Annotated in this window: 22 protein-coding genes and 1 tRNA gene; 14 read left to right on the forward strand and 9 right to left on the reverse strand. The window is 58.1% G+C overall.

Annotated elements, in window-relative coordinates; all coding sequences use genetic code 11:
- The first annotated feature begins 299 nt into the window (after positions 1–299).
- From EYB53_RS09105 to EYB53_RS09115, 3 genes are read left to right on the forward strand one after another with little or no spacing between them, the layout of a single operon-like run.
- Positions 300–1319, forward strand: a complete 1020-nt coding sequence (locus EYB53_RS09105) for an AAA family ATPase (protein WP_135477885.1) — start codon at positions 300–302, stop codon at positions 1317–1319.
- A gap of 8 nt (positions 1320–1327) precedes the next feature.
- Positions 1328–2677: a hypothetical protein gene (locus tag EYB53_RS09110; protein WP_135477886.1), complete on the forward strand. Its 1350-nt coding sequence runs from the start codon at positions 1328–1330 to the stop codon at positions 2675–2677.
- The gene (locus EYB53_RS09115; protein WP_135477887.1) at positions 2674–3489 is read left to right on the forward strand and encodes a hypothetical protein; all 816 of its coding nucleotides are present in this window, start codon (positions 2674–2676) and stop codon (positions 3487–3489) included. Before EYB53_RS09110 ends, EYB53_RS09115 begins: the two co-directional genes overlap by 4 nt.
- A gap of 1 nt (position 3490) precedes the next feature.
- Here EYB53_RS09115 and EYB53_RS09120 read toward each other — a convergent pair whose 3' ends face one another.
- Positions 3491–4117, reverse strand: a complete 627-nt coding sequence (locus tag EYB53_RS09120) for a hypothetical protein (RefSeq protein WP_135477888.1) — start codon at positions 4115–4117, stop codon at positions 3491–3493.
- A 181-nt stretch (positions 4118–4298) separates the two neighbouring features.
- Here EYB53_RS09120 and glnA point away from each other — a divergent pair, with 181 nt between their 5' ends.
- Positions 4299–5636, forward strand: coding sequence for a type I glutamate--ammonia ligase (glnA, locus tag EYB53_RS09125; protein WP_135477889.1), 1338 nt, complete (start codon positions 4299–4301; stop codon positions 5634–5636).
- 69 nt (positions 5637–5705) lie between these two features.
- Here the strand turns inward: glnA and EYB53_RS09130 are convergent.
- A tRNA-Met gene (locus EYB53_RS09130) sits at positions 5706–5780 on the reverse strand.
- 36 nt (positions 5781–5816) lie between these two features.
- Here EYB53_RS09130 and EYB53_RS09135 point away from each other — a divergent pair.
- Positions 5817–7175: an 8-oxoguanine deaminase gene (locus EYB53_RS09135; protein ID WP_135477890.1), complete on the forward strand. Its 1359-nt coding sequence runs from the start codon at positions 5817–5819 to the stop codon at positions 7173–7175.
- Positions 7176–7210: 35 nt separating this feature from the next.
- Here the strand turns inward: EYB53_RS09135 and EYB53_RS09140 are convergent, their stop codons facing one another.
- The 4 genes from EYB53_RS09140 to EYB53_RS09155 form a co-directional block, all read right to left on the reverse strand.
- On the reverse strand, positions 7211–7804 hold the full coding sequence (locus EYB53_RS09140; protein WP_135477891.1) for a helix-turn-helix transcriptional regulator: 594 nt from the start codon (positions 7802–7804) through the stop codon (positions 7211–7213).
- Entirely contained in the window at positions 7801–8703 is a 903-nt protein-coding gene (locus EYB53_RS09145) for a S1C family serine protease (protein WP_254150991.1), read from the reverse strand. Before EYB53_RS09145 ends, EYB53_RS09140 begins: the two co-directional genes overlap by 4 nt.
- Before the next feature lie 190 nt (positions 8704–8893).
- Positions 8894–9796 (reverse strand): S1C family serine protease, encoded by a 903-nt coding sequence (locus EYB53_RS09150; protein WP_135477892.1) that lies wholly within the window; start codon positions 9794–9796, stop codon positions 8894–8896.
- A 183-nt stretch (positions 9797–9979) separates the two neighbouring features.
- A complete protein-coding gene (locus EYB53_RS09155) occupies positions 9980–11524 on the reverse strand; it encodes a diguanylate cyclase (protein ID WP_135477893.1) in 1545 nt (514 codons plus the stop codon).
- A 225-nt stretch (positions 11525–11749) separates the two neighbouring features.
- On the opposite strand from EYB53_RS09155, the gene EYB53_RS09160 reads away from it, so the two are divergent.
- Complete coding sequence (locus EYB53_RS09160) at positions 11750–12217, forward strand: MauE/DoxX family redox-associated membrane protein (protein WP_135477894.1); 468 nt, start codon at positions 11750–11752, stop codon at positions 12215–12217.
- Positions 12218–12301: 84 nt separating this feature from the next.
- On the opposite strand, the gene EYB53_RS09165 is transcribed toward EYB53_RS09160, so the two are convergent.
- Positions 12302–13189: a phosphotransferase family protein gene (locus tag EYB53_RS09165; RefSeq protein ID WP_167857321.1), complete on the reverse strand. Its 888-nt coding sequence runs from the start codon at positions 13187–13189 to the stop codon at positions 12302–12304.
- 58 nt (positions 13190–13247) lie between these two features.
- Here EYB53_RS09165 and EYB53_RS09170 point away from each other — a divergent pair, with 58 nt between their 5' ends.
- Positions 13248–14846 carry a hypothetical protein gene (locus EYB53_RS09170; RefSeq protein WP_135477896.1) on the forward strand — a complete coding sequence of 533 codons (1599 nt, stop codon included), beginning with the start codon at positions 13248–13250 and terminating at the stop codon, positions 14844–14846.
- A gap of 56 nt (positions 14847–14902) precedes the next feature.
- On the opposite strand, the gene EYB53_RS09175 is transcribed toward EYB53_RS09170, so the two are convergent.
- Complete coding sequence (locus EYB53_RS09175) at positions 14903–15523, reverse strand: LysE/ArgO family amino acid transporter (RefSeq protein ID WP_135477897.1); 621 nt, start codon at positions 15521–15523, stop codon at positions 14903–14905.
- Between the two features lie 443 nt (positions 15524–15966).
- Between EYB53_RS09175 and EYB53_RS09180 the strand changes: the two genes are divergently transcribed.
- The 6 genes from EYB53_RS09180 to EYB53_RS09205 all read left to right on the forward strand — a co-directional run bounded on the left by EYB53_RS09180 (position 15967) and on the right by EYB53_RS09205 (position 24605).
- Positions 15967–17892 carry an acyl CoA:acetate/3-ketoacid CoA transferase gene (locus EYB53_RS09180; RefSeq protein ID WP_216863620.1) on the forward strand — a complete coding sequence of 642 codons (1926 nt, stop codon included), beginning with the start codon at positions 15967–15969 and terminating at the stop codon, positions 17890–17892.
- A gap of 197 nt (positions 17893–18089) precedes the next feature.
- A complete protein-coding gene (gene bchN, locus EYB53_RS09185) occupies positions 18090–19370 on the forward strand; it encodes a ferredoxin:protochlorophyllide reductase (ATP-dependent) subunit N (protein WP_135477899.1) in 1281 nt (426 codons plus the stop codon).
- A gap of 23 nt (positions 19371–19393) precedes the next feature.
- Positions 19394–21094, forward strand: a complete 1701-nt coding sequence (locus EYB53_RS09190; RefSeq protein WP_135477900.1) for a ferredoxin:protochlorophyllide reductase (ATP-dependent) subunit B — start codon at positions 19394–19396, stop codon at positions 21092–21094.
- 12 nt (positions 21095–21106) lie between these two features.
- Positions 21107–22387 carry a Coenzyme F420 hydrogenase/dehydrogenase, beta subunit C-terminal domain gene (locus EYB53_RS09195; RefSeq protein ID WP_135477901.1) on the forward strand — a complete coding sequence of 427 codons (1281 nt, stop codon included), beginning with the start codon at positions 21107–21109 and terminating at the stop codon, positions 22385–22387.
- Between the two features lie 18 nt (positions 22388–22405).
- Positions 22406–23224 (forward strand): ferredoxin:protochlorophyllide reductase (ATP-dependent) iron-sulfur ATP-binding protein, encoded by an 819-nt coding sequence (gene bchL / locus EYB53_RS09200; protein WP_097655344.1) that lies wholly within the window; start codon positions 22406–22408, stop codon positions 23222–23224.
- Positions 23225–23333: 109 nt separating this feature from the next.
- Positions 23334–24605: a hypothetical protein gene (locus EYB53_RS09205; RefSeq protein ID WP_371879091.1), complete on the forward strand. Its 1272-nt coding sequence runs from the start codon at positions 23334–23336 to the stop codon at positions 24603–24605.
- 11 nt (positions 24606–24616) lie between these two features.
- Here EYB53_RS09205 and EYB53_RS09210 read toward each other — a convergent pair whose 3' ends face one another.
- Entirely contained in the window at positions 24617–25294 is a 678-nt protein-coding gene (locus EYB53_RS09210) for a hypothetical protein (protein ID WP_135477902.1), read from the reverse strand.
- Between the two features lie 130 nt (positions 25295–25424).
- Here EYB53_RS09210 and EYB53_RS09215 point away from each other — a divergent pair, with 130 nt between their 5' ends.
- The gene (locus EYB53_RS09215; RefSeq protein ID WP_135477903.1) at positions 25425–26132 is read left to right on the forward strand and encodes a DsbA family protein; all 708 of its coding nucleotides are present in this window, start codon (positions 25425–25427) and stop codon (positions 26130–26132) included.
- The last annotated feature ends 86 nt before the right edge of the window (positions 26133–26218 follow it).

Below are 26218 nucleotides of genomic sequence, written 5' to 3' on the forward strand. Positions count from 1 at the left end.
GGCACCCGCACGGAAAACGGCCAAATGTTGTGTCTTGACAAATGGGTCCACCTTACCATGCCCACCGATGTTTACGTGGGGATGGATGTAGGGGCACGGCGACGCCGTGTCCCTACAGGGGCGGGGGCCGAATCCGGTGTACGGGCACCCCGTGCGGGTGCCCTTGCAGGTGCCATGCCCACGGGCAGCATTGCTACGTACCACTGGTTGACATGGATTGGCGCTTGCACTACACTGAACACGATGTAACAACCGTTGCACAAAGCGTGCTTGCAGTCTTCGCTGAGTTGGATACTTCTATGGGCCGCATTGTTGCGATTACCAATCTCAAGGGTGGCATCGGCAAGACGACTACGGTAGTCAATTTGAGTGCCGGCCTGGCGCTGAAGGGTGCTCAGGTGTTGCTTGTTGATGTTGATGCCCAGGGCAATCTGGCGATGGCGCTTGGCCTCAAGCCGCGCCGGACGCTCTATGATGTGCTCGTTGATGGCAAGCGCCCCGAAGATTGCCTGGTCAACGCTCGTCCTAACCTCGATCTGTTGGCTGCCAATGAGTCGCTTTTGACTGCCCAACCCGAGCTTGCACGACGTCCTGATTGGGCGCGGGTGCTCGAGCAGGCGCTGCGTCCAGTACGCTCGAAGTATGATTTTATTTTGATTGACTGCGGCGGCTCGCTGACTGTGCTGAATCTTAATGCGCTCACTGCGGCCAGCGATGTGGTGGTGCCAACGACGGTTGAGCCTTTTTCGATCAAGGGCCTTGAGATGCTGGTGAAGCAGATTATTCAGTTGAAGGGTAGCACGAGTAGCCTGCGGGCGATTGTGCCAACGATGTATGATCCGCGTACCCGCCAGTCTGTTGCGCTCCTCGAGCAATTGCAGGCTCAGTATGGTGCCCAGGTGACCCCTCCGATCCGGGTCAATGTGCGCCTTTCAGAGTCGTCCGCTCAGGGCAAGACGATCTATGAGTTTGATCCTCGTTCGCGTGGCGCACGTGATTATGCGGTGCTGGTTGAAACCTTGAGTACGCTATGGAATTTCAAGCCACCTGCTGCGCCGGTTTCTGCTCCTTCGCCGAATGGGGCGCAGGCCCCCGTTGCTTCACCTGAGGTTCACCCCCTAACACCTGCCCCGCTCCGTTCTGCCGCTTCGGCCTCTACCCCTGCGCCGGTTGTTGCCGGTGCTGGCAATATCCTCTCGTCAACCTGTCCGATCTGCGGTGGGCCGCTGCAGCGTGCGACCGTCGCAGGCTATCGGGTCGCGTATTGCGATCACTGCCGCTATCGCCAGCAAGAGCTTGTTTCTGGCCCTCGTCGATGATGCAGTCGGTGGCACGCTTCCGTTTTCCGTCGATTTTGTCCATTGTCGGTCTGACAGGGTTGCTCCTGGTCGGCTTGATGCTGGCATGGCTTGCGCATGATCGTCCGCTCGCGCCGCAGGTTGCACACGGGTGGCTGCGCGCCGATCTGCTGAGTGCGTTGACGCTGTTGCTGCTGGCTGGTTATGGGCTAGCCGCAGTCGTCGTGTCTCAGGCCGATCATTGGCGCACCGCAGTTGTGGCCTGGTGCTATGGGATGGCTGCGCTGACCGGGCACCTGGCCCTCATTGCTGCCCTGGTGATTGTTGGCGTTGCGTTGCAACCTGCCGCGCTGGCTCAACGCCGCCTGGCTTTGGCCTCGGCTTTGGCTACCGCCGGTGGCCTCGTGCTGATTGGTGTGATGAGTGGCGAGTGGCTCTATGCGGCCCCCGGTGCAGGGGCGGGGTTGGTTGGGGGAAGCCTGGTGTTGTTGCTGGTCGGCACCGTGCTGGCATCAAAGGCACAGCCACACCTTCTGTTTGCCATGGCCTGTTATGCGCTGTTGCGTACCTTTAGCCTGGGGCCGTGGGCACTTCAATGGCTGTTTGTGGCCCTTGTCACCGGGGCAGCGCTGGCGCTCTGGGCAAGTTGGCACGCGACGGTTGCTGCTCGTGCGTTGCTTCCGGGTTGGGTGCAGCTTGTGATGGCGGGTTTCGTGCTGGTCGGGGCTGGCCTTGGGGCTGGCGCCGGGGTTGTGATGGCCTCGTATGTGTTGCTGATCGGGCCACTGGTGCTGCTCGCTCGGCGTCCGTCGTTCCCCTTGCCCAACTGGCCGCTGCTGGTGCTCGTCTGGATGGCCGTGGCCGCTGCGGTCGCTGCACGGCTGACGGTGCTGGCGATCCTGCTGGGCCTGTCCGGGTTTTTGCTGGTCCTGGCGCTCGCCCGTTGGGCGGTACCTCCGCTGCGCAGTGCTCATGTTGGTCGGGCTGGACAGGGACTGGCGCTGGTTGGTGCCGTTGGTGCCCCGCTCTTTGTCGGGACGCTCGCTGGCCCACTTGTTGCTCAGTTGCAAGCGGGGTTGTCGCCGTATGGTGAACTGGTGGCTTCGCCCTGGACAGGCTTGCTTGTTGTCTACAATGCGGAAAAGGAGTATGTGGCGAGCCTGCCGGTCTTTGTGCTGGTTGCCCTGGGCATGGTGCTTGCGGCGGCTGGCTGGCTGATCCTGCGAGTATGGGCGAAGTTCTGGCCTGACCGCGACGATGCCTGGCTGCCCCTCTCTGCAGCGGAAAGGGGGCCGGGAGATGACGTCGATCGTGCAGTCTGTCCAACCGGAATTGATATGAATCGTTCCACAGACAAGCCGAAGGTTCCAGATCTATGATCGAGTTGCTCGCGGCGCTCGGTCAGGTCTGGCCGCGTCTCTTGTTGTATCCAGGGGGGCTGTTTGCGCTCGGGGCAAGCTGGATGCTCTGCCGGTGGCTTGCATGGGTTTCACGCCAGCGGCCCGCGTGCGCAGGACCAGTGATGCTGGCGAGCCTCCCCGGTCTTCTCCCTCCCATGATCGTGCTTGCCTTGATGCCGCTTGCCCCGGCACGTGGCTTTCCTTATGGCCTCGATCTTGTGGTGGCCCTGGGTTTGCTTGAGTGGCCGTATCTGCGACGAGGCGTAGCAGGGATCGGGAAGGTTGATCGTGCGCGGTTGCTGCGGATGTACGGGCCGTTGCTGCTCGCCGGAGGAGGCATGGCCGAGGCGAATGCGAGTCTCGGGTTGAGCAATCTCCTGACTGTGCCCGAGGCCCCGGTCGCACGCGCTTTGCTGCTTGCCAGTGCGCTCCTCTGGCTGGCGAGTCTTCCGCAGCTCTTGATGAACCCTTGCGCCGCTGAAGATGACCACAGTGCTGGCGATGGGTCGAAAGAATGGCCGCTTGCGTCGCTGGCTGCACGGCTGCGAGCGCTCGGGTTAGTGCTAATCGGGATGCTCGCCTTGCTGGGATTTGCGTCAGTGCGCTCAGAACCGTGGCTAACGGCTACGCAGGCGGGCTGGCTCTTGCCCCCGCTGGTTGGCGTCGTCACGGCTCTGCTGCTGGGCGTGCAATTGCGCATGGCACCGTGGTTGCAGCGGTTCTATGTAGGCCTGCTGGTAGTGCTGGTCGTGGTTCTTCTGGTGTCGAAGAGCGTCGCCTGGTTGGTGTAGGTCAGGCGGCATCCACACTCTTGTAGCCACCGCGTCCACGAGGCGAGAAGGCATCCGCAAGATTGCCGATAATTGCCGCAGCGAGTTGAAACTCCAGGCGGAGCAACATACGCAACCCGATGAGATCCCGTTCAGCCCACTGCTCAAAAATATCGGTCATCGTGCTGCTGACAATCTGGATATAATCGAGATGCAGTGGTTGACTGCCGGGGAGATAAATCCGGCGCACTTCCACCGCAACTGGTTCCATCTCGGTGGCTTCGGCGGGATAGTAGCGCTGGAAGGCGTGGATCACGGCACGTTGAAACATGCGCACCAGTTCTGCATCGGTATGATCCTGACGATCGCCCAGGGTGGCAATGTAGGTCCACGTAAGATCGAGTGGTTCAACCTCGAGGTTGCGCCCCTCGGCGATCAACTGATGCACGGGTGACCAGGCGAAGCTGAGCTCAAGATAGGGGGGCATATTGGTACTGCTGAGCGGCTCATCGTGATCGGGAAAGAGCTCGATCTTGCAGGTGCGATCATGGGTTGATGGAGTAATGCTTTCAAGAAAGAGATGCTCGTGCAGACCAACTGCCAGCCAGGCATCCTCCAACCCGGCCACAAGATCGTCATAAGTCAACATCGTCAACTCCCTGTATCACGGTATATTGCGCTATTGTACTCTGATTGGGGGTTCAGGGCAATAGGCTCCTAGCGCATGTGATACAATGCAACAAGAGTGTTGGCAACATCCTGGTCAGTGTGCATCTGGCGATGAGCGTGCATTGCCCGTCTTCCAGGACTTCTGGGGAGGACCCCATCCTATGAGTGATGATCTCCGTCAAACTTTGCTTGAGCGTGCCGAAGAAGAGCGTGTTGCCTTTGTGAATCTTCAGTTTACTGATGTGCTGGGGATGGTGAAGACGGTCACTATTCCGGTCAGTGAGCTTGAAGATGCCCTTGGTCATGGGGTCTGGTTTGATGGTTCGTCACTCGAAGGGTTTGCCCGAATGGTCGAGAGCGATATGTATCTCGTACCTGACCCTGCGACGTATGCGTTGATTCCGTGGGATAAACACGAGGGCCTGACAACCGCACGGTTGATCTGCAATATTTATACACCCGATCGCAAACCGTTTGCGGGCGATCCGCGGCATGTCCTGACGAATGCACTGAACCAGGCTGCTGCGATGGGCTACGGTTTCAATGTTGCACCTGAACTCGAGTTTTTCCTTTTTAAGAGCAATGCCGACGGTCTGCCGACACCGATGGTGCATGATCAGGCGAGTTATTTTGATCTTTCGACCGATCAGGCGACGTTGATTCGGCGTCAGATGGTGCGTGCGCTGAGCCAGCTTGGCATTACCGCCGAGGCTGCCCATCACGAGGTGGCGGCAGGGCAGCACGAGATCGACCTGCGGTATGACGGGGCGCTGCGGGCGGCTGACCATACAATTACGGCACGGGTCGCGCTCAAAGCCATTGCCCAACTCAATGGGCTCTATGCAACTTTTATGCCCAAGCCGTTGGCCGGCGTCAATGGCAATGGTATGCACGTGCATCAGAGTCTGGTTGATCTGGTGACCGGGCAGAATATCTTTAATGATCCGGATGATCCCTACGGCCTTTCGCCAGTAGCGCACCATTTTATTGCCGGCTTGCTGGCTCACGCCCGTGGTATGTGCGCGATCCTGGCCCCTCTGGTCAATTCGTATAAACGCCTGGTACCGGGGTTCGAGGCACCGATCTATATCTCATGGGGGCGTACCAATCGATCCGCGCTGGTGCGCGTGCCGCGCATTACCACCGGGCGCCACCAGAGCACACGGGTCGAATTGCGTTGTCCTGATCCGGCCTGTAATCCCTACCTGGCGTACGCCGTCATGCTGGTCGCGGGGCTTGACGGTATTAAACGCAAGCTCTCGTTGCGTGAAGCCTCGGAAGAGGATCTCTTTCACGTTGATCCACGGGCTCGGGGCCTGGCGACGCTGCCGTCGTCGCTCGGCGCGGCGCTGGATGCCCTGCGCGAAGATGAAGTCATTGTGCAGGCGCTTGGCCCGAATGCGTTTGAGCGTTTTGTTGATGCCAAACAGCAAGAGTGGGAGAGTTATCGCCAGCATGTTTCAGCGTGGGAGATCCAGCGCTACCTGGCGATTTTTTAGGGTGGAGCAGGCTGAAAGAGACAAAAAAGCGGGGCTGTGTAAACACAGTCCCGCTTTTTTGTCTACGATTGGTAGCGGCGGCAGGATTCGAACCTGCGACCTTCGGGTTATGAGCCCGACGAGCTGCCACTGCTCCACGCCGCGTTAGTCACCATTAAATTATAACAACGTGGAGAGGTCATGTCAAGCACTTCGCTCTTGATTAAACATGCTGATCGGCTGGTGACGATGGATGCTGCCAGGACTGAGCTTGCCGATGGGGCGTTGTATGCGGTTGATGGGGTGATTACCCATGTCGGGCCGACTGCTTTGCTGCCTCAGGAAGCCGATCAGATCATTGATGCACGTGGCATGCTGGTCATGCCCGGCCTGGTCAATACCCACCATCACTTTTGTCAGACGCTGACGCGCTGTATGGCGCAGGATCGTGATCTCTTTGGCTGGCTCACGACGCTCTATCCGCTCTGGGCCAGGATGACCGTCGAGGCGGTGCAGGTGGCAACCAGGACGGCCCTGGCCGAGTTGTTGCTGACGGGTTGCACGACGACGAGCGATCATACCTATCTGTGGCCCAACGGGGCGCGTCTCGATGATCAGATCGAAGTGGCTGTCGCGATGGGGGTGCGTTTTCATGCGGCACGCGGAAGCATGTCGGTCGGGCAGAGCAAAGGCGGGTTGCCGCCTGACCAGGTGGTTGAAGATGAGGCTCATATTCTCGCTGATTCGCAGCGCCTCATCGAGCAGTACCACGATCCCGCACCGGGGGCGATGCTTCGCATTGTGCTGGCTCCCTGTTCGCCGTTTAGTGTTTCCCCCGCTTTGATGCGCGAGAGTCTGGCACTGGCGCGGAGCTACGGGGTACACGTTCATACGCATCTTGCCGAGACGCTTGACGAAGAGCGGTATTGTCTGGCTCAGTTCGGGCGTCGTCCGGTCGAGCTCTGTGAAGATCTAGGCTGGGTGGGGAAGGATGTTTGGCACGCGCACATGGTGCATCCTTCGGCAGCGGAAATCGAGCGTCTAGGGCGCACGCATACCGGGGTCGCCCATTGTCCGTGTTCAAATATGCGGCTTGCCTCGGGCATTGCGCCCATCGGGGCGCTGCGGCGTGCGGGGGCGCGTGTCGGGTTGGGCGTAGACGGTTCGGCGTCGAATGATGGTTCGCATATGCTCGGCGAGGCTCGCCAGGCCTTGCTCTTGCAACGTGTGCAGGGCGATCCGGCGGCCATGAGTGCGCGTGAAGCGCTGTGGCTGGCGACGCGAGGCGGGGCCGAGGTACTCGGGCGTGACGACATTGGGCAACTGGCCCCAGGGTTGTGTGCCGATGTGATTGGCTATCGGCTTGATCAACTCGCGTTCGCCGGGGGTGCGGTGCATGATCCTGTCGCGGCCCTCGTCTTTTGCACGCCGCCGCCGGTTGACCTCAGCATCATCAATGGGCGTGTCCGCGTCGCTGAGGGCCACATCCTCGGTCTCGATCTCCCCGTCCAGATCGAACGGCACAACGCCATTGCCCGCGAACTTGCCAACCAGATGTGACGCGAGGTTGTTGACGCTCAGCCAATGTCACTGACTCAGAGCGTCAACAATCCCTGACGCGCCCCGATACTCACGGCCTCGGTACGCGAGGTGGCCCCAAGCTTGGTGAAGATCGAGCCAATATGAAATTTGACGGTATGCTCGCTAATCTGTAACCGCAGTGCGATCTGTTTGTTGGGGAGCCCCTGGCTGAGCAGGCTCAAGACCTCGGTCTCGCGTGGCGTCAATGGTTCAGCAGGGGGTTCGTCGGTCAACCTCGTACCGGGTAATTGCTCGGCGAAGCGCTGGGGCAGCGCGACATAGCCGTGCGCGGCGGCATAGATGGCCGCCTGCACCTCTTCAGCCCCGGCCTCGGGCAGGGCAACGGCCCACCCGCTGAGGGCAAGGCTACGCAGTAGGCCGGGCAGTCGCTGATCATCGCTGAGCGCAACGAGGGCAACGCCCTCGTTGCCTGCCAGGGCGCGCCCGATGGCGGCCACGTTGTCACCGGCGACCAGAATGACATCGGCGGCGGGGGCAAGCACTGCCCCCGCCGCTTCGCCAATGATCTCAATGGTGTCGCTGGCTGCCATCGCTCGTAGCCCTGCCCGCAGCGCAGGCGTTGGGGCAATGATAAAGACGGTGATCATGGGGTGGCCTGGGCGGCTTGCGCCGCTAGACGGATCGCGGTGGTGAGTGGTTGCCCGCCGCGCAAGCCTTCGATGCGCACAGTATCACCGGGTGTTCGCACCTGCAATGCCGCAAGCAGGGCTTCGGTATTGGGCAGGGGTTGGTCATCAAAGCGTTGGAGCAGATCGCCAACCTGCAAGCCACCAGCGGCAGCTGGGCCGTTGTTCGCTACGGCTGCCACCAGCAAGCCCTGGATTTGATTATTTTCGCCACCAACGGCCGGTTGCACCGCCAGGCCGAGAAAGACCGGACGGCGGGGCAGACTCGCGGCCCAGGCCTGGGCGACATGGCTGGGGATGGCGACCGCCAGATCGCCCCCAAAGATCATCGCATTGATGCCAACGACCTCGCCGCGTGCGTTGAGCAGTGGCCCACCTGAATTGCCTGGGGCCAGACGAACATCAGACCGAATGTAACTGGCAGCTTGCTCGCCTTGTTCAGCCGGAATTTCACCAACTGCACTGACAATGCCTGCGGTTACGATGCCCCGCATGCCCCACGGATTGCCGACCGCAAAGACGAGTTCCCCAACCCGCAGGTGCGTTGAGTCACCGACAACGACGGGCGGCAACAGACTCTCTTCAACGGCAAGCAGCGCGAGATCAAGCCGTGGATTGCCTGCGATCAGACTCGCCCGATAGCGGCGATCATCCGCCGCTACAAGCTCAACCCGCTCGCCAACGCCGGCAATGACATGAAAATTGGTCATCACCGTCTTGCTATCACGCCAGACCACACCTGAACCGGCCCCACGCCGACGTCCTTGCACCTGCACCACACTGGCGCGGGCCTGTGCGGCAAGCGTGGCAGCTTCTATGCCAATCAGCATTGCAGCTGAGTTTTGTTCAACAAGGGTCATCTTTTTTTATCCTTTGCAACGAGCGCTGAGTTTTGTCGTCGGTCAAGGGAATTTTTGCTCTGCGCACAATTTTGTCATGCTGAGCGCAGCGAAGCATCTCTGCCGTCGGGAGGCCTGCGACCCTTCGCTTTGCCCAGGGCGACAAAACCCGGAAAACTTTGTTCACCGACAAATGCGTCGTGTGCGTTTGTTAACTTCGCTGGCCCACCGTGACGAGGGCCGTAAAGAGTGAGCCTCCCCGCAAAACCTGTACCGGCACTTGCTTGCCAACCCGCTCACCGACCAGCAAGGCCTGCAATTCGTCGGTGTCGGTAAGTGGATGTCCGTCAAAGGTGATCAAGACATCGCCGAGTAACAGGCCGCCCTGGGCCGCCGGGCTGCCTGGTTCGACGCGAACAATGAGCAACCCCTGTGCCTGACTCTGTCCACCGCGCTGGCCTTCGGGCAACTCGACGGGTTGGCTACTAATGCCAAGAAAGCCGCGTTTGATATAGCCTGTTGCCCCAAGGGTTGTGGCAATCCGCCAGGACAGTGCGGCTGGAACACCAAGGGCGACCCCGTTGATCAACCCGGTGGTCAAGACTGCGGCCACCTTGCCTTCGGCATCAATCAAGGCTCCCCCGGAAAAGCCAGGATAGGGAATCGCATCAGTCTGGACATATTGCTCAAGCATCGCCCCGCGTCGCCCGCGCAAAGGGCCGCCGGTGGCACTGATAATCCCAAACGAGGCCATTGCACTGCTGCCAGGCCGCCCCACGGCGAGAATCAACTGCCCCACACGGGCCGGACTTTCAACAAACGTCGCCGGAGTTGTCCCGAGATTATCAATGCGCAGCAAGGCAAGATCACTCGCATGGTCACGCCCAGCCAGTTGGGCTGGCAGGATACGGCCATCAGGCGTTGCAATGGTCAGATCATCATCGCGTTCTAGCACATGGTCGGCCGTCAGCACCGTATCGTTTGTGACAACAATGCCGGTAGCCGGGCCGCGTGTACGCCCGCGTACCTGCACCAGACTCATTCCGATGCGTTCAACTGCATCCGCCATTTGGGTCGAAATCATTGCCAGGGCCGAAGCTTCATTTGTTTCCATAAGATTGTATGCTTTCTTGTTAAGCCGATCACGCTAAAAAAGCGCTCTTTTCCTCGAAGGGGCTCAGGCCATCGACCTCAGCCCCTTCGAGGATCTACAGATACTATAAACCGGCACGCAGCGTCACGCCATCGGCAACCTGGTTAGCCGCGACCTGGAAAATTGATGAGGTGACGGTAGAGGTTATTCCGGCTGGATCGTGATCACTGACTCGTTCCAGACCTTGATTTGATTGCGTCCAGCATGCTTGGCGGCATAACAGGCTTGATCGGCATAGATGATCAGGTCATCAAGCTCGCAATCAAGCTGCTTGCCCGAGACAATGGTTACGCCAATACTGACGGTCAGTTGAAACGAGCCATGCTCACTCTCGATGGTCAGGGTGGCAATGCTTGTTCGGATGCGTTCGGCCACAACCAGCGTTTGCTCAAGGCTTGCATCGGGGAGCAAGACAACCATCTCTTCACCGCCAAAACGGGCGCTGACATCGGCAGTGCGTACCCGCTGACGTAACAGATCCGCCACCAGTTGGAGCGCTTGATCGCCTGCGTGGTGCCCATACTGGTCGTTGATCTGTTTGAAGTGATCAATATCAAGCAACATGAGCCCTAGTGAACCACGGCTACGACGCATACGTTCAAGGTCACGTTGCGCGATTTCATAGAAATAACGTCGATTGAAAAGCCCGGTAAGAGGGTCAATGCGGGCCAGGTGTTGTACCTCCTCAAAGAGGCGCGTATTCTGGATGGCAATCGTTGCTTGCTGGGTAAAGAGCCTCAGTAATTGAAAATCCGCGTGATCAAACGAGATTTTTGACGTAGCCTCGACGACCACGATGATGCCTTCAAGGCGATCGCCGACAATGAGCGGGGCCGCCAGGGTCTCGCCTGTGCTCTGCAGTTCGGGTGGGCTGGTCTCCCACTGCAGCATGATCTTCTCGGCGGCCACGCGGCCAAGAAACGGATCTTGCCAGGGTATCTGGATGCCGACCACATCCGGCGACAAATTAGCGACGGCAACAATTTCCAGATAGGTGTTGGCCTGTTGGGCACGTGCCAGCGCAGCTGATACGCAAGGGAGCACTCTCGTGACACCGTTGACAATAGCTTGATAGACGCTGGTGAGATCGAGTGGGCCGCTGATGATCATCATTTCATTCAGCAACTGATCGAGCCGTAACACTCGTTCCCGCTCGTGTGCCAGCAGGTGCGCATTCCGCTCTTCAGCTGCACGCCGCGCAACAATCTCTTGCCCCAGGAGTCTGTTGGTTGTTTCTAATTCATTCAGCCTGATCGCTAGATTCTTGTTCGCCTGTTGCAACTGGAGGTTCAGTTGTCGCAGGGCGAGATGGGTTGCAACACGTGCAAGCACTTCCTCGGGATGAATCGGCTTGGTGACGTAGTCTACCCCGCCAGCACGGAATGCATTGACTTTGGCGTTCGTGTCATCAAGGGCACTGATAAAAATAATCGGAATTTGATGACTGATAGAATCTGTTTTTAAGATCGAACAAACCTCAAACCCATCAATATCAGGCAAGCGAATATCGAGTAAAATAAGCTCTGGTTGACTATGCCTGACCGCAGCTAGGGCACGTTCCCCATTCGTGACGGCACGCACGCGATATCCAGCCCCCTGGAGTACCTGGAGCAGTAAGCGGAGGTTGGCCGGTGTATCGTCGACAATTAAAATGTCGTTGTGCGTTGATGCCTGTGATGATTGAACCATTGTGAAGAACCGGGCGGCTGATCGCGACGTAGCCGTAAGTAGCTACCACAAATACCTTGACAGACCCGTTCGTTCGATTTGCGACATCTCAGTGTCTTTGCATTCGGTTTGCGACATCTCAGTGTCTTTGCATTATAACATTGAGAAAATCTTGTATCATATGTCCGATGATCGTCAGTCAGCCTTGGTCGGTGGGCTGTCATTCAGCGAGGATGGAGGTTACGTGTGGATAGTCGTCTCAAACGGGCTGCTCGTGGCTCGGTGCTGGTGCTTCGTTATAGCTTTGGAGCATTCTTCCTTTATGGAGCTTACCACAAGATTACGCGCGGTTGGCTCTCTAGCCCGGTGATGCGTGAGCATTTTCTCCAGCGTCTTTCCGAAATTGATCCCGACTCTTTCTCGGCAGCGTATCTGCGCATGTTTGCTATTCCATGGTATCGCCCTGTCGCTTGGGTGTTGACCCTTGGGCAGGTGGTTGTGGCGATTGGGATGTTGTTCGGTTTGTCGGTGCGGGCAAGTGCCGCCCTGTCGCTCTTTTTGCTGACCAATATCTCGGCTGGCTCGTTCTATAATGTGACCATGCCGCCCTTTTTTGCCGCTTCGCTCGTGTTGATGGCGACCCCCTCGGGCCAATGGCTGGGCCTTGACAAGCAACTCCACGAGCGTTATCCCGATGCGCCTTGGTTTAAGTAAGTTCTGTCGCTCGCAAAGAAGCCAGCTTAGCTGGCTTTTTTGCGAGCGAAGCAAGGTTGCCCTCGGCCAGAAGAAGAACAGGTCTCAAGGTTCCATCTCTCCCTGCGCTAGTGTCCACGAGGCTCGCCGCACCCACTCTTCCCAGGCTGCTGCTTGCCCCGCCGATCGGACAAGCAGTGCGGTAATCTGTCCCATAATCAGGGCGTTGTGGGTCGCTGGTTCGAGGTCTGGTGACTCACGCCTGGTCATGATGTACCGCTCGAGAAAGACCTCCCAGAGTACTCGTGGCAGTTGGCGAAACCGAATTGTCCAGTCGACCCACGCGAGATCAAGCCGTGGATCCCCCCACCCCGCCCATTCCCAGTCGAGCAGACTCAGCCCACGCGCCCCCCAGAGAATGTTGTGGAGCCCCGCGTCTCCGTGGATCAACCGTGGTGCTGTTGGCTGCCAGACAGGATGCGCAATGGCCGCGATCAGGTTGCGGGTGAGCATGTCGGGCAGGGGTAATTCAGCCAGCCGGGGTGCCAGGTTGCCTATTTGCACATGGATCGCGAGCCCCTCTGTCGGCGGGATCTGGCTGTCCGCCGGCGTTTGTTGATGAAGGCGGGCCAGGGTGTGACCGAGGGCTTGATAGATTGGGATCAGATCTGCTGCTGGTCGGGTAACAAACCGCAGCCCCGGGAGGCCGGGCCGACGCCGCATGACCAGGATGCTCCATGCATCATCGTCAAGCAGGGCGAGCGTTGTCGGCGCACCGAGCCGTTTGCCTGCCAGCAAGCCAAGGATGGTCGCTTCGTGGCGCAGGTCATTGCGCTTGCCAGGTTGCTCGGCAGCTTTCAAGACACATGGTGTGGTGCCAATGCGTAGGGCGAGACTCATGTTCGAAACGCCACCAAAGGTTGGCCTGATTGACGTGATCGCTTGCCCGGCAAAGTGCTCCTCTAAACGTTTGGCGATTGCAGTGGGAAGCATGGTTGTCTGCCTTCGTCTCACCTGCATAAGGTGCATGAGTCATGGTACAATATACCCCATGTTAGACCAGATTGACCTATCGGTGGCGCTCGATAAGGCTGAATACCGCGCCCAGATTTCGCAGTTCCAGTTGCGTCTGTACGCCTTACAGCAGGCGATGCTCGAAGCACGGGTGCCGGTCATTGTTGTTTTCGAGGGCTGGGCCGGTACGGCCAAAGCGCGTACGATTGGGGTGATGGTGCGTCGCCTCGATCCGCGTGGTTTACGGGTGCATTCGATTACTCCGCCACGTACCTCGGAAATGCAATACCCCTGGCTTTACCGTTTCTGGCAAAAAATCCCAAGCTATGGACGGATGGCAATCTTTGATCGCTCGTGGTACCGTGAAATGCTCGCCGAGCGTACTGCTTCAGATGCCGATCCCCAACGCTGGCGGGTGCGTTGTGAGAATGCAGCCGCTTTTGAGCGCCATCTATCGAATGATGGCACGGTGATCCTCAAGCTCTGGTTGCATATCTCTGAACGTGAACAAGCTCATCGCTTTAAGAGCATCCTCAAAGATCCGCTGACGGCCCATCAGGTCACTGGTGAGGATCGTCGCCAGCATCGCCATTATCATGCCTATGCCGATGCGGTTGAAGATATGATCGCACGTACCAGTACCAGTTATGCTCCCTGGCACGTCATCCCGGCAACGAATAAGTACTACGCCCGCGTTGCGGTGATGCAGGCCGTGATTGCCGGTATTGAGGATCGCCTCGGTCGTAAAGCAACTCCCGTTGCTGATGATGTACGTGATGCGGGCCTTGACGACGCGAGTGCCGCCTTCCGTCGCCAGCGCCGTTCAATGCCCAATGGCCTGACCTCGCCCCTCCCCCAACCTCCTGTTGTGCCAAGTGCTATTCCTTTTGAGCCGATGCGAACTGAGGTCGCCCATATTCTGCGCCGCGTTGATTTGACGCTGACCCTCGATGAAAAGAGTTATGGCAAACAGGTCAAACAACTCCAGGCCCAACTCTATCGCATTGGGTTGCAACTCTATCACAAGCGCCGCCCGGCGGTGCTCGTTTTTGAGGGCTGGGATGCCGCTGGCAAGGGCGGGACAATCCAACGCCTCACCGCTGAGATTGATCCCCGTAGCTATGTTGTCCATACTATTGCGGCACCTGAAGGTGAAGACAAGATCCATCATTATCTCTATCGCTTCTGGCGTCGCCTGCCCCCCCGTGGTCAGTTTGCGATCTTCGATCGCTCGTGGTACGGGCGGGTGCTTGTAGAGCGTGTCGAAGGCTTTGCCCGCCCCGATGAATGGTCGCGCGCCTATGCCGAAATCAATGAGTTCGAACGCCAGTTGATCGATTTTGGTGCCGTCGTCTGTAAATTCTGGCTCCATTTTAGCCCCGAAGAACAACTTCGTCGTTTTGAGGCCCGTAAGACGGTGCCCTATAAGGCGTGGAAACTCACCGATGAGGATTGGCGCAATCGCGACAAATGGCCGCTCTATGAAGAAGCCGTTGATGAGATGCTCTTGCGTACTTCTACGCCAGCCGCCCCCTGGACGGTCGTTGAGGCTGAGGATAAACGCTTTGCTCGTATCAAGGTGCTCCGTACCGTTGTGCAACGCTTCGAGGCTGAACTCGGCAAGGTTGAGTTGTAGTAGCTCTGTCGGATGTGGAAAGGGGTGGTCTGGCTCCGCGTAGCCATATCACCCCTTCATACTTCGATCAACGAGACTAGCGCTACCAGGCCAAAGCCGGTGATAATCACGCCTGAAACCAGGTTGACGATGCGCAGTACTCTGGGCGTCAGGCGTCCGTGGAGCAAGCCGGCTGCACTGCTCAACATCAACCACCAGAGCGCCGAGCCTGTTCCGACGCCGGCAATCAGCAAGATGGCCTCGCCTGGTGTCTCGGCGCTGCTCCCAATGCCGAGCCCCGCAAAGATTGCCGCAAAGGCAATGATTGTCGCGGGGTTCGTGATCGTCAGGAAGAGGGTTGAACCATATGCGCCTAGGAGACCGCGGGCTGTGGCCTGGGCTGCTTTGTCTGATGGTTGTTCGCGCATGGTTCGTATCCCCAGATAAATGAGGAAAAGCCCGCCGAGCAGACGTGTCCAGAAACTCAGCCCGATCAGCAGACTCGTGAGCATGCTCAGGCCAAGCACGGCAATCGTCCCGTAGATCAGGTCAGCGGTCGCTGCCCCCAACCCCGAAACAAAGCCGGTCAGTTGCCCATCACGCAGGGTGCGTTTGATGCACAAGACACCGATTGGCCCCACCGGGGCCGCAATCGCCAGGCCGAATAAAGCTCCACGCGCAAACAAGCCATAATCCATACCCGTACCCCATAGTGTGTTGCGTCAAAGCGTTCATGTTAGCACACAAAGCGTAACATCAGGCTAGTATGCTGCTCTTTCGGCCTCCACACCTCAGTCGGAATGCTGATCTCTCAGGCGACAAGCGCCATGATTTGAGTATAATTCAGGTGGTCTTGGTTCTTGGGTGGACTGCAGCCCTCAAAGGGCTTCACTCCCATGGCTCGCTGGCTGCCCGCCTGCGTGGGCATGACATGGGCATGACAGGTACCATGTCGTTCCCGCACACGCGGGAACCCAGGTCTGGGCCATCCTGCGCCAAACACGGCGTGGCACGCACCGCTGCGGTGGGGGGCTGCATCAGGCAGCCTTGCGTAGGGCAGGTGAAACCCTTTGATGGGCGGTGACCCCTGGGAATCTCGCTTATGCTGGCGAAAACGGCCAGTTTTAGAAGAGCAGTAGCAATGATCAAACGCAACAAAATTATTTCGGCTGACGAAGCGGTTCGCCTTATTCTGGATGGCGATACCATCGCCACCAGCGGCTTCGTTGGCATTGGGTTCCCCGAGGCGCTGGCAGTTGCCCTTGAAGAGCGCTTTCAGACGACGGGCCATCCACGTGATCTCAGTCTTGTCTTTGCGGCTGGTCAGGGTGATGGCCGTCTGCGTGGGCTCAACCATTTTGCCCACGATGGCATGGTCAGACGTGCCGTTGGTGGGCACTGGGGCCTCGCCCCCGCGCTCGGGCGAATGGCGCTTGAGGGGCGCATCCAGGCCTATTGTTTGCCCCAGGGGGTTATCTCCCACCTCTTTCGGGCGATCGCCGGACGCAAACCGGGGGTCATTACCCACGTGGGCCTCCGTACCTTTGTTGATCCCCGTCTTGAGGGCGGTCGCCTGAATCAGGTGACGACCGAGCAGATTGTTGAGGTTGTCACCCTTGCAGGCCAGGAGTACCTTTTCTATAAGGCGTTTCCGATCAATGTGGGCCTGATTCGCGGGACAACCGCCGATGAAGAGGGCAATATCTCGATGGAGCGTGAAGCGTTGACGCTCGAAAGCCTCTCGCTTGCCCAGGCTGTCAAGAATAGCGGCGGGGTCGTCATTGCGCAGGTCGAGCGCGTAACCACGCAACATCTGCGGAGTCCGAAAGAAGTCAAGATCCCCGGCATTCTTGTGGATTGTGTCGTGGTGGCCCCGCCTGAGTTGCATCCGCAGACCTTTGGGGAACCGTATAATCCAGCCTATACAGGCGAAGTGCGCGTTGGGCGCGGGCGGCTTGTTCCGATGGCGTTGACGGCACGCAAGGTGATCGCACGCCGCGCTGCGCAGTTTCTGCGCATCAATGCGATCGTGAACCTTGGCATTGGGATGCCCGAAGGCATTGCGTCGGTTGCTAATGAAGAGGGCATCCTCGATCTGATTACGCTGACCGTCGAACCCGGTGGGATTGGCGGGATTCCCGCCGGTGGGCTGAGCTTTGGCGCAACGGCGAATGCGCAGGCGATTATTGATCAGCCCTATCAGTTTGATTTCTATGATGGCGGTGGTCTTGATCAGGCCTTCTTGGGCATGGCTCAGGTTGATGTCCATGGCAATGTGAATGTGAGTCGCTTTGGGCCGAAATTTGCTGGTGCGGGCGGCTTTATCAATATTAGCCAGACGGCGCGCAATCTCTATTTTGTTGGAACGATGATGGGCAATGCTGTGGTCAGCGTTGAACATGGCAAGCTGTGCATTGTGCAGGAAGGGACGACGTGCAAGTTTGTCGAACAGGTCGAGCAGGTTACGTTTAGCGGAGCCTATGCGGTCTCGCGGGGTCAGCAGGTGCATTATCTGACCGAGCGTGCGGTCTTTCGTCTGACGCCTGAGGGTCTTGAGTTGATCGAAATTGCCCCCGGGCTCGATCTCGAACGCGATGTGCTAGCGATGCTCGCTTTCCGCCCGCAGATCAGCCCCGATTTGCGCGTGATGGACGAGCGTATTTTTGCCGAACGCCCGATGGGCCTCGGTCAACGCTCGGTGTTGAGCCTTGAAGAACGGACGCGCTATGATCCTGATGCGAATCTCACCTTTGTCAATTTCGAAGGGCTGAACCTGATAACGCCAGAGGATGTTCACGAACTTGCTGCCTATCTCGATGGGTTTTTCACTAGTATTGGCTGCCAGACCAATGTGATCGTCAATTATGACAATTTTAATCTGAACCCCAATGCCGCCGATGCGTTTTATGCGATGGTGCGACACAATACCGAACGCTATTTCCTCTCGTCGACCCGCTACTCCACCCACGCCTTCTTCCGCCGTCAACTCGGAGCAAGTCTCGAAGTCATGCAGATGTCGCAGGAGATCTATCGCAGTTTCGACGAGGCCCGTGAAGGGCTTGGTTAAGACATGCTAACAATGCTGGTGTTTGCTGCGCTTCAAGGGCCTATTGTTCGCTTAAAACGAGCGCACACCCTATGCACGGAACTTGTTTATATACCAGGAACTTTCGTCGAGTGGTATAATGGCCCCCGTTGATCGTAGTACGCACTGTAAACTACATTGCCCTCTTGGGCCTCCATGTAGCGGCAAGGAGCCCCCCTATGCCCCCAAAGGCACAGTTCACACGCGAAGATGGGATCTATCATTCGTTTTGTGGCCTGGTCAGTGTTGGCTGGTTGTATCAGAAGATCAAGGATAGCTTCTTTCTCATTCTTGGTACCCATACCTGCGCCCATTTGCTCCAAAATACGATGGGCGTGATGATTTTTGCCCGCCCACGCTTCGCCATTTCATTGCTTGAAGAAGCTGATCTCTCTTCGGCTCAGCCTGCCATTGCTGACCAGATCGCCGAGATTACCCGTGAACACCACCCCTCCGTGATCTTCTTGCTCTCCTCCTGTACCCCCGAAGTGATGAAGGTTGAGTTTGAGGGCCTCGCGCAGTCGGTTAGTACCCCCGAGGTGCCGGTGCTCTTTGTGCCTGCTTCCGGCCTCGATTTTACCTTCTCCCAAAGCGAAGATTCGGTGTTGCAGGCGTTGATCCCGTTCTGTCCCCAGGCCCCGCCCGATGATAAACGGGTTGTCTTCCTCGGTTCGGTCAATGATGCGATTGCCGATGATTTTCTCTTTGAGGCCTCGCGTCTGGGTATTCCGGTCGCTGGTTTTCTGCCGGCCAATCATTTCCACGAACTGCCGCCGATTGGCCCAGGAACAATCATTGCGCCCCTGCAACCCTTCCTTGCCAAAGTGGCGAATCAGTTGACGAATGATCGTGGCGCGACGGTGATGTCGTCGCTCTTTCCCTTTGGTCCCGATGGCTGCCGTGCGTTCTGGGAAGACCTCGCGGCTCACTTTGATCTGAAAGTTGATCTGAGTGAGCGTGAAGCGGCGTCCTGGGCGCGGATCAAAGAGCATACCGATCTGCTCAAGGGTAAGAAGGTCTTTCTGTCCGCCGATACGCTGCTTGAATTGCCCCTGGCCCGCTTTATTCGTGCCGCTGGTGCCGAGGTGCTTGAGTGTTCGACCCCTTATATTAACCGCCGCTTCCACGCCCGCGAACTGGCCTTGCTCGATGGGGTGCGCCTTGTTGAACAGGCGAATTTCGAACGCCAGTTGCGCAGTATCGCCGAAGAACAGCCCGATCTCGTGATCTCCAATATTATTACCGCTAATCCACTCATTGGTCACGGCGTGGTCGCGAAATGGGGCACCGAGTTCATCTTTTCCCCTATTCACGGCTGGGCTGGCGTCAATACGCTCGTTGGCCTCTTTACCCGAGCCCTCCGCCGTCACGCCCGCCTTGACCCCCTTGGCAGTGATCCGGTCTGGATGGCTGGTGTGATGCCGGGTGCCCCTGAGATCATTCCGCTTACCCGCGGGTGAGCCTATGCTGATGGAGTGAGCGCATGCGACTGGCTTATTGGATGTACGAAGGTACGGCCCATCACGGGGTCGGTCGGGTGATGAACTCGATGCGCAATACCCACGCCGTCTTTCATGCCCCGCAGGGTGATGGGTATGTGAATACGATCTTTACGATGCTCGAACGGACGCCCGGGTTTCCGGCGATGACGACGAGTGTGGTGAGTGGTACCGATCTCGCCCGTGGGACGCTTCGCCTTCCCGAGACGCTGCGGCAGGTCGAGGCGACCCGCCATCCCGATCTGATTGTGGTGGTTGCCTCGTGCTCGACGATTTTGCTGCAAGAAAATCTGGAGATTGCCGCGCATCAGTCTGGTCTCGCTTGCGAGGTGATGGTCTATGATGCGAATCCCTATCGGATGCAAGAGACCGCCGCCGCCGAGGGGCTCTTTACTGCGTTGGTGAAGAAGTATGCAACCCCTCAACCCCTGACCTCGCTGCCGAGTGTGAATATCCTTGGACCTTCGTCGCTCGGCTTTCACGCCCGCCACGATCTCATCAGTCTCCGTCGCATCCTCAAAACGCTCGGGGTGGCCGTCAATGTGGTGGCCCCTTGGGGGGCGAGTGTTGATGATCTCCGTCGCTTGCCGGCGGCCTGGCTCACCATTGCGCCCTACCGCGAGCTCGGTCGGCTCGCCGCTGAACACCTCGAGGCGCAGTTTGGTACGGCTGCGCTCTATGATGCGCCGATTGGGGTGCAGCCAACGCTGCGCTGGCTCGATGCTTTGCTCGAGACCCTCAATACGGTTGGCTCGCGGCTTGCTGTGCCGCCATCGCCGCTCAAGTTGCCCCCACTGACCGAGTTTTCGCTTGATGGCATGTCGGCACCTTCGAATGTGCCCTGGTTTGCCCGTACGGCCGATATGGAGAGCTTTACGGGTAAGAAGGCGTTTGTCTTTGGCGATGCAACCCATACCGTCGGTGTCACCAAGTTTCTTGCCGATGAATTGGGTATGCCAATTGCGGGTGCCGGTACCTATCTCGTGAAGGAGGCCGACTGGGTGCGGTCGCAACTCCAGGGTTATGTCAGCGATGCGGATTTCCTCGCCACCGATGAGTTTCAACAGGTCGCTGACCGGATCGGTCAGTTGCGCCCTGAACTTGTCTGTGGGACGCAGATGGAACGGCATACCGGTCGTCGGTACGATCTGAATGTGATGGTTATTTCGTCGCCAACACATATCGAAAATCACTTGCTTGCCTATCGCCCATTCCTCGGTTTTGATGGGGCCGATGTGATTGCCGATGAGGTCTCAACAACCTGTACACTCGGCATGGAGAAGCATCTCATCGATATGTTTGGTGATGCCGGGCTGGAACTTGTTGAACCCGCCGCCGCTGAGTCGGCTGAACCAGTGCTTGCGAGCAATGGCAATGCCGCTGTGGCACCAGTTGCTGTGGTCGCTGAGCTGGTCAAGCCAACAAACGGCCATGCGCCTGAAGAGCAATCTTCCAACGGCAACGGATCCGCTCTACCCACCGGTGCTGCGCCATCTGGTCAGACCGCTGCGGTGCCCGCTGTGAATCCGGTCTGGACGGCTGATGGCGAAGCGATGCTCAAGAAGATCCCCTTCTTTGTTCGTGGCCGCGCACGGGGCAATATCGAGAAGTATGCCCGTGAACATGGAATCGCGACGATTACCGCCGAGGTGCTGCTCGCTGCCAAAGAGCATCTCGGTGCCTAGATCAGGTGAAGTATGACCATGACAGCCCGACCGCTCCACGAGATTACCCTGCTTTCGCAGGCCGAGCGGTTCAAAGGTCGCCCGAAGCTGTGTAGTGATTGCGGGGTCTGTGGCGGTGAGTTGCGCCCGAAGATGGCCGCTTCGTGTGTCTTTGTCAACAATAAGCACGAGGTGTTTGAACGTCAGTTCCACGGGCGCAACCGTCGCGATGGCGATGAGTTGCTCTTTGGGGTACATCGGGCCATCCATATCGCCCGGATGCGCACGCCCAATCTCGAAGCGCAGTGGAGTGGCATTATTACGTCGCTTGCCGCTTTGCTGCTCGAGCGTGGTCTGGTCGAGGGCGTCATTACGACGAAAGCCGCCCCCGGGACCCGCTGGGCACCGCTGCCCTTCTTGGCGCGTACGCCGGAAGAGGTGCGGGCGAGCGCCGGCAATAAGCCCTGCCTCTCGCCGAATCTTGAGGTGCTCGATGAGGTGCGGGCCGCTGGCCTCAAGCGCCTTGCTTTCATTGGCACCGGTTGCCAGGTTCATGCGCTGCGCGCGCTTGAGCCGGAACTTGGCCTCGAGCAGTTGTATGTGATCGGGTTGCCCTGTACCGATAATACGGCCTATCCCGATCTCCAGCGCTTCTTGAAGGTTGCTTCGAAGTCGCCCGAGACGATTGTGCATCACGAGTTTATGCAGGATTTTCGCGTCTGGATGCGCCACGAAGATGGTCATACCGAGACGATCAATTTTGTTGATCTTGATGTCAGCGCCCTCGGCGGTGAGCGCGGCGTCTTCCCGGCAGCCTGCCTCAGTTGTTTCGATTATCAGAATGGCCTGGCCGATCTCACGGTGGGCTATCTCGGAGCCCCCTTGCCCCCCGATGAACGCTGGCAGTGGATGTTTGTCCGTAACGAGCGCGGCGAAGAGCTCTTTGAGTTGATCCGTCCCTCGCTTGAACTCGGTCAACGTACCGAGGGTGGCGACCGTCGGGCGGGTATTCAGGCCTATGTGGGGATGCTGCGCAAGCCCCGTAAACGGCCCCCGTTGCCGGTGCGCAAATTTGTCGCCTGGCTCCAGCGCTCCAAAGGCCCCAAAGGGGTTGAGTTTGCCCGCAGTGTGATCGAACAGAAACTGCTGCGCAATCTCGTCTATGTCCGTGACCAGTTCCCCCGCCACGAACAGCGTATTGTGCCTGGGTATGTCTATCGTGCCCTCGCCTATACCGCCGATGTCTATGCCCGTGAGTTCGGTCGCCCCCTCGCATATGCCCCCGCCGAGGCAGCGACCAGAAGCGAGGCTTGAGTTGAAGGAGAGAGCTTCATGTCCCTGATTCTTGCTGTCTATGGCAAAGGCGGGATTGGCAAATCAACGACCAGTGCCAATCTCTCGGCGGCGATGGCCCTCAAAGGGGCGAAGGTGTTGCAGATTGGCTGTGACCCGAAACATGATAGTACCTTCCCCTTGACCGGCTTGCTCCAGCCTACCGTGATTGATGTGCTCGAAGAGGTTGATTTCCATATTGAGGATGTCGCCCGCGAGGATGTGATTCTGACCGGTTTTGCCGGTGTCGATACGCTCGAAGCGGGTGGCCCGCCTGCTGGCAGTGGCTGTGGCGGCTATGTGGTTGGCGAGACGGTGAAGTTGCTCAAAGAGTTTGGCCTCTATCATAAGTATGATGTGATTCTCTTTGATGTGCTTGGGGATGTGGTCTGTGGTGGCTTTTCGGCCCCGCTCAACTATGCCGATTATGGCATTATCATTGCATGCAATGATTTTGATAGCATCTTTGCCGCCAACCGCCTCTGTCTCGCCATCCAGCAGAAGAGTCAACGCCATAAAGTGAGGATGGCTGGCTTGATTGCGAATCGGGTCGATCCTGATTTTGGTGGAACTGGCCTCCTTGAGCAGTTTGTTGAGACCGTTGGTACCAAGATTATCGGGCGAGTTCCCTATCACGACCTGATCCGTCGCTCCCGCCTGGCAGGCAAGACCCTCTTTGATATGGAGGGTGAAGGCAAAGAGGATTGCCTCCGTCCCTTCAATGAAATGGCCGAATATCTCCTTGGTCAACCCGAATCGACGATCCCGAATCCAATGCACGACCGTGCGATCTTCGACGTGGTGGGTGGATGGAAGTAGATTATGTTTTTTTCGAGCGAAGGATGCCTGCAAAGCTGGCATCCTTCGCTCAGAAAAACCTGGTTTGGAGCCTCTTAGGTGGGACGATGTCCCTCAAAAGGTAACGTCTGTGGATCCATCACGAAACTATGCGCTCGCTGGAGCTGCGCTCTTTAATCCGATGGCATCCGTCTACTGGCTTGATGTCGTACGTGGGCGCAAGCCCGGGGTTGGTCTTGCGCTTGTGAGTGCTGCTGGAGCCGCCTGTGCTGCCCTTGCCTCGCCGCGTGAGCAGCCGTTGCGTGCGGTTGGCACCGGCTTGCTGGCTGCCGCAGGTGCAGCGGTGACCGGCTTGGTGCTGCAGCGTTTTGTTACCTGGGTTGAGCAGCGCGATGGCCCACCTGCCCCACCCGATGCACGCGATCTGCTGGTTCCAGCCGCAGCAGTCTGTGGTGCCGTTGTTGGTGCCGTTGCCCTTGGGGGGCGTGCGCCGATTACGTATGCGCCCTACAATGGCAAGCCTGGTCATTATCGCTGGATCTCTGAAGGACCGCATACCGCTGCCCGGATCACCGCCTGGAGCGGCTATCTCTTGCATCAACTGGCTGTCTGGGGATGCATTTATGCTGCCCAACGCGCTCGCCCATCCTACGATAATGGGATGCGACCCCTCAACTGGACGGCGCTCGCCGTCAATGCTGCTGGGGTCGGGTTGCACTATGCTCAGACGCGCCGGTATTACGATGGCCTCGCGGTCGATGTGCCCGAAGGTACCTCGCTTGGCTCGGCGGCCTTTATGCTTATGCTGATTCTGGCGATGGAGACGCCCCGCCGCGGTTTGATCATGGGGCTGAAGCGTCCGGGCCTGCCACCTGAATTGGTTCGTTTTGTGCGACGTTACCACGGGTATATCTTTAGCTGGGCGACCGTCTATACCTTCTGGTACCATCCGATGGAGCCCCTGCCCGCGCATCTTGGTGGGCTCTACCATATGATGCTTCTCTTTGTGCAATCTTCCTTGCTCTATACCAATGCGCACCGTGACCCGCGCTGGACATTGGCGCTCGAGATGATGGTCTTGCCGCATGCTGTGATCACAACCCTACAAAAAGGTAGTGGTTTCGAAGGCATGTTCACCTTCGGTTTTCTCGGGATGTTTGTATTGGCGCAGATGCACGGTCTCGGCTTGAGCAAAGAGGCTCGTATTGGTATCGGGTCGACGTATGCAGCCTCAGCCCTTGCCTGGTATGGTTTGCGCCGCGAAATGCATCGCTTGCCTGACATTCTGCGGGTGCCAATCCTCGAATACGGCATTGTGAGCATCCTCGCCGGCTTGTCGCTGTTGATGCGGGCCTTGCGTCGCGGTACACAGCGCATTTCTGCCCCTGGCAGTGCTGTCTGAGTTGAAAGGTATCACGCTTCGTGTACCTGCATCTTTGTGCAGAGATCGAGGGCCTGTTGTAGTTGTTCCAGGCTTTGTGCTAGCGCAAAGGTTACTTCAGGCTCGGGCATGGCTTCGTTGTACAGGATGCTCGCTGCGTGCAAGAGACGTTCGTGGATCTTGTTGAGGGTGGCCTGAAGTTGGGTCAGGTCTTGTGCAAGACGTGGATCGATGGTGGGGCGTGTTTGTTGACGGTGTTGTTGCTCGCGCAGGCGCTCAAAGGTCTGGCGGAGCAAAGGCATCGCTGCCGCGAGGGTACGGCGGACAGAATGGTTTAAGGGTGGCTCACAGCCGAGCAAGAGAAGCCCGGGTGGGCCGTGACGTGTCGGTAAAATACCGGCAATATGGATGCTACCGTCCAGAGGCACTAGGCCCCCCGGTAGCACGGTAATGCCAACGAGTTGCATTGCGGCCTGCACGGCTGGCAAGGCATAGATGGCAACAACTTCGTCAGCGGTGGGGGCCGACATCCCGATGCTGAGTGGCACGATGTCAGGCATAAGCAGCAGACCACTCTTTGCCTGCGTACAGCGGGCAAAGGTTTCGAGTGTTACCTGCGCTGCTTCACTCAGTTCCTGGATTGATCCAAGTTGTAAGGCTAGATTGTAAAGCAACTCACTGTCAGGTTTCGCGTGAAAGGTCGTATCCAACGTTTGTGACCACAACTCTTGTGCTGGAGGCAATCTTATCCAGTATACCAAAAACTCGGGTTTGACGCACGACTCTGCCCTCGCTATAATGCCATGAATATCCTGAATCGCAGGACGAGGAGTAAGTTTCATGAGTCAGCCACAGAGTCGGCGTGGACGTAGAGTCGCCGAACGAAAGCGTAATCCACTGATCCCCTTCTACTGGGCGATCGGTGCTCTGGTTGTTGTAGGGGCGGCCTTTTTGATCACCTTTGCGGTGCGGGGTGGGTTCGGTGGCGGCGAAGTGCCAACGATCAATGCGCAAACTGGGCAGACGCCCGAGGGCTTCTGGTTTAAGGGGAATCCCGAGGCGGCGGTTACGGTTGTGGAATATGCCGACTATCGTTGTCCTGCCTGTGCGTTTTTTGATCGGAACATGTCGCCAATTATTACGCGTGACTATGTTGAGACCGGCAAAATCCAGATGATCTTTCATGAATTTCCTTTGAACAATAATGCGCAGGCGATTTCAGCGGCGGAAGCCGCCCGCTGTGCCGGTGATCAGGGCCAGTTCTGGGAAATGAACCATCTCTTGATGACCAATCAAGGTCAGTGGGCACAACTGAATAATGTCAACAATGTCTTTTCGGGGTATGCAGGTCAGCTTGGCCTGGATCGGGCGGCCTTTGATAGCTGTATGAGCGCAGGTACGCACAATGCAGCCATTCTCGCTGCCGTCGAGAGCTCGGTTGCCCGGGGCGTGACGGGCACCCCCTCGTTTGATGTGAATGGGCAACTGGTCGATATGAATGGCCTGCCTGGCGCCATTGAGGCAGCGCTGCGCACTGCCGGCCAATAAGCGTTGTTCCGCATAAGCGACCTTGTGCAAAGCGATGCGGTTGCCCTTAGGGCAACCGCATCGCTTTGCAATTGACATCATATCAG

It is taken from the genome of Candidatus Chloroploca mongolica, assembly GCF_004762035.2.
GTDB classification, from domain to species: Bacteria; Chloroflexota; Chloroflexia; order Chloroflexales; family Chloroflexaceae; genus Chloroploca; species Chloroploca mongolica.

Coding starts and splice junctions, on each gene's coding strand:
- EYB53_RS09215 (WP_135477903.1), top strand. CDS start 25,425: ATGAGTCAGCCACAGAGTCGGCGTGGACGTAGAGTCGCCGAACGAAAG.
- EYB53_RS09135 (WP_135477890.1), top strand. CDS start 5,817: ATGTCAAGCACTTCGCTCTTGATTAAACATGCTGATCGGCTGGTGACG.
- EYB53_RS09180 (WP_216863620.1), top strand. CDS start 15,967: ATGATCAAACGCAACAAAATTATTTCGGCTGACGAAGCGGTTCGCCTT.
- EYB53_RS09195 (WP_135477901.1), top strand. CDS start 21,107: ATGACCATGACAGCCCGACCGCTCCACGAGATTACCCTGCTTTCGCAG.
- bchL (WP_097655344.1), top strand. CDS start 22,406: ATGTCCCTGATTCTTGCTGTCTATGGCAAAGGCGGGATTGGCAAATCA.
- EYB53_RS09175 (WP_135477897.1), bottom strand. CDS start 15,523: ATGGATTATGGCTTGTTTGCGCGTGGAGCTTTATTCGGCCTGGCGATT.
- EYB53_RS09145 (WP_254150991.1), bottom strand. CDS start 8,703: ATGACCCTTGTTGAACAAAACTCAGCTGCAATGCTGATTGGCATAGAA.
- EYB53_RS09170 (WP_135477896.1), top strand. CDS start 13,248: ATGTTAGACCAGATTGACCTATCGGTGGCGCTCGATAAGGCTGAATAC.
- EYB53_RS09190 (WP_135477900.1), top strand. CDS start 19,394: ATGCGACTGGCTTATTGGATGTACGAAGGTACGGCCCATCACGGGGTC.
- EYB53_RS09140 (WP_135477891.1), bottom strand. CDS start 7,804: ATGATCACCGTCTTTATCATTGCCCCAACGCCTGCGCTGCGGGCAGGG.
- EYB53_RS09150 (WP_135477892.1), bottom strand. CDS start 9,796: ATGGAAACAAATGAAGCTTCGGCCCTGGCAATGATTTCGACCCAAATG.
- EYB53_RS09165 (WP_167857321.1), bottom strand. CDS start 13,189: ATGCTTCCCACTGCAATCGCCAAACGTTTAGAGGAGCACTTTGCCGGG.
- bchN (WP_135477899.1), top strand. CDS start 18,090: ATGCCCCCAAAGGCACAGTTCACACGCGAAGATGGGATCTATCATTCG.
- glnA (WP_135477889.1), top strand. CDS start 4,299: ATGAGTGATGATCTCCGTCAAACTTTGCTTGAGCGTGCCGAAGAAGAG.
- EYB53_RS09115 (WP_135477887.1), top strand. CDS start 2,674: ATGATCGAGTTGCTCGCGGCGCTCGGTCAGGTCTGGCCGCGTCTCTTG.
- EYB53_RS09155 (WP_135477893.1), bottom strand. CDS start 11,524: ATGGTTCAATCATCACAGGCATCAACGCACAACGACATTTTAATTGTC.
- EYB53_RS09120 (WP_135477888.1), bottom strand. CDS start 4,117: ATGTTGACTTATGACGATCTTGTGGCCGGGTTGGAGGATGCCTGGCTG.
- EYB53_RS09105 (WP_135477885.1), top strand. CDS start 300: ATGGGCCGCATTGTTGCGATTACCAATCTCAAGGGTGGCATCGGCAAG.